Consider the following 3,244-nt stretch of genomic DNA (forward strand, 5'->3'; position numbering starts at 1 on the left):
GGCCGGCTCCTGCATCTGCATGGCATCCCGGGGATGCCGGCCAGCGGCCGGCACTACCATCGACGGTTGCATGGCAGAACGTGGCGCAGCAGCGCGACTGCGATAACGCGCCTGTAATCGCTTCCAACGCTGCAAACGTCATTGAATACGTATGCAGGGTGATTCCCGCAGCCGATGCGCTGCCTACCATAGCCACGCAGTCAACGGCCACCGCGCCATGACGCTCCCGGGTCCTCCGGGCAACCAAAAAATCGATTGGCAACATTGCCTGGGAGGGGAAAATGTTGAACCGCAAGCGCAGCGCGCTGAGTCTCGCGCTGGCCGTCGCCCTGACGCCGTTGATGGCGTCGGCGCAGACCGCCGAACCCAGTACCACCACCACACCGACCGGCACGGCGGCAACCAATCTGGACACCGTCCAGGTCACCGGCATCCGCCGCGGCATCGAGAACGCGATCGCGATCAAGCAGGACGCCACTTCGGTGGTCGAAGCGATTTCGGCCGAGGACATCGGCAAACTGCCCGACGTGAGCATCGCCGAATCGCTGGGCCGCCTGCCCGGTCTGGCCGCCCAGCGTGTGGCCGGCCGCGCCCAGGTGATCAGCGTGCGCGGTCTGTCGCCGGACTTCGCCACCACCCTGCTCAACGGGCGCGAAGTGGTCAGCACCGGTGACAACCGCAGCGTCGAGTTCGATCAGTACCCCTCGGAACTGGTCAACGGCGTGACCGTGTACAAGACCCCGGATGCAGCGCTGGTCGGCCAGGGCCTGTCGGGCACCATCGACATGCAGACCGTGCGCCCGCTGAGCTTCGCCGAGCGCGTGATCGCCATCAGCGGCCGCTACCAGAAGAGCTCGCTGGGCAAGGCCGCCAACGTCGACCCGTACGGCAACCGCTTCAGCGCCAGCTACATCGACCAGTTCCTGGACAACACGCTGGGCATCTCGATCGGCTACGCGCACAGCGACATGCCCATCCAGGAAAACCAGGTGGGCCTGTACGAGCCGTGGACCACCGAGCAGACCGACCAGGGCAATCGCCCCGGCCTGGCCCCGGGCACGGTGTTTTCCGACGGCATCAAGGCGCTGCGCCGCACCGGCAACAACGAGCGTGACGGCGTGATGGCCACCGTGCAGTTCCGCCCGTCGAACGTGTGGACCAGCACCCTGGATGCGTTCCACACCGAAGCCGAGCAGATCGATACTGCCAACCAGTTCGAGGTCAACCTCAGCAACTACAACGGCGGCTATACCCCGGGCCTGCTGATCACCAACCCGCAGATCAACGCCGATGGCACCTTCGCCGGCGGCGTGGCGACCGGCGTGTATCCGCTGGTGCGCGGCATGTACAACAAGCGCAAGGACAAGATCGACGCGTTCGGCTGGAACAACGAGTTCAACTTCGAACGCGTCAAGGTAGTCGCCGATGTGAACTACTCCAAGGCCACGCGCAACGAACTGAACCTGGAGAACAACCTGCAGCTCACGCCGATGCCGCAGCTGGATTCGGTCGGGGTGGTGGTCAAGCCGGACGGGTTCTCGCAGATCAGCCCGGGCCTGGACTATTCCAACCCGGACGCGCTGTTCCTGACCAACACCATCTACGGCTCCGGCTACGGCAAGGTGCCGATGGTCGAAGACCGCCTGAAGGGTGCCCGCCTGCAGGCCACCTTCGCGATGCCCGATTCGCTGCCGTGGTTCTCCGATGTGGACGTGGGCGTGAACTACGCCGACCGCCGCAAGGACAAGACCCAGGCCGAGGGCAACATCCTGCTCGGCGACCAGGGCGATGCCAACATCGCCGGTGACCTGCAGTACGCACCGGTCAACCTGGGCTTCGCCGGTATCGGCTACATCCCGGCCTGGAACGTCCCGGCTGCGGTGGACCGCTACATGGTCTTCAACCCGGTCACCAACCTGGACTACCTGATTCCCAAGGCCTGGACGGTGCAGGAAAAGACCAGCACCGCCTGGATCCGCGCCAACATCAACACCGATCTGGGCGAGGTGGGCCTGCGCGGCAACATCGGCGTACAGATGGTGCGCACTGACCAGAGCTCGCAGTCCAACTACTTCGACCGCTCGCGTCCGGACGGCCAGAACATCCTGCCGATCGATGACGGCAAGACCTACACCGATTGGCTGCCGAGCTTGAACCTGGCCTTCATGTTCCCGCACCAGCAGACGCTGCGTTTCGCCATGGCCAAGCAGGTGGCACGCCCGCGCGTGGACCAGATGCGTGCCGGCCTGGAGTTCGGCGTGGACGCCGCCACCGGCAAGCCCGGCGGCAGCGGTGGCAACCCGCTGCTGGATCCGTGGCGCGCCAATGCGATCGATCTGTCCTACGAAAAGTACTTCGGCGAAAAAGCGTATGTGGCGGCCGCGGTGTTCTTCAAGGATCTCAAGTCCTACGTCTACACGCAGTCGCGCGACGACTACGACTTCAGCGACCTGCTGGCCAGCTACGTACCGCCGCCGGGCTTGATCGTCCCGGTCCTGCCGACCGGTACGTTCTCGGCCCCGCAGAACGGCCAGGGTGGCAAGCTGAAGGGCCTGGAGCTGACCGCCTCGTTCCCGCTGGGGATGCTGACGGAGAGCCTGCGTGGCTTCGGCGTGCAGGCCAGTGCGACGTTCAACGACAGTGACATCAAGATCCTGGATCCGGAAAGCGCCTCCAGCGTGGGCAGCGATCCGATCAGCCTGCCGGGCCTGTCCGAACGCGTGTACAACTTCACCGCGTACTACGAGCGCAGTGGGTTCGAGGCCCGCGTGAGCCAGCGCCGTCGTTCGGATTTCATCGGTGAGATCGGCAACTTCAACGGCAACCGGACGCTGCGTTATGTGGTCGGTGAGAACGTGACGGATGCGCAGGTCAGTTATACGTTCGCCGACAGCAGCAGTCTGCATGGGCTGACGCTGTTGCTGCAGGGAAGCAATCTGACCAACGAGCCGTATCGCACCTACGCTGGCACGAAGGATCGTCCGCTGGAGTACGTGGAGTGGGGCCGCACGTACATGCTGGGCGTGAACTACAAGTTCTGATGTTGCTCTTGTCAGCCACTTAGTGGCGACATCGAGAACCCGCTGCTTGTGCAGCGGGTTTTTTGTTGGCTTCTCTCTGACTCTGAAGCGCGTCAGCGCCGGCTGTCCGTGGGCTGGTCGGGGGTGTGTGGGTTCGCGGGGCGCGCCGTAAACCCATCCATGGGGGCTCGTGAGCCGCATCCATGCGGCACAACGGTCCCGCC

Annotated in this window: 2 protein-coding genes; both read left to right on the forward strand. The window is 64.5% G+C overall.

Features of this window, described 5'->3' with window-relative positions; genetic code table 11:
- Positions 1-221, forward strand: a 221-nt coding sequence (locus QMX81_RS20715) for a hypothetical protein (protein WP_282264340.1), incomplete at its 5' end; no start/stop codon positions are given.
- Between the two features lie 60 nt (positions 222-281).
- Positions 282-3,041: a TonB-dependent receptor gene (locus QMX81_RS20720; protein WP_282264342.1), complete on the forward strand. Its 2,760-nt coding sequence runs from the start codon at positions 282-284 to the stop codon at positions 3,039-3,041.
- The last annotated feature ends 203 nt before the right edge of the window (positions 3,042-3,244 follow it).

It is taken from the genome of Stenotrophomonas sp. PS02301 (assembly GCF_029959485.1).
GTDB lineage: Bacteria > Pseudomonadota > Gammaproteobacteria > Xanthomonadales > Xanthomonadaceae > Stenotrophomonas > Stenotrophomonas maltophilia_Z.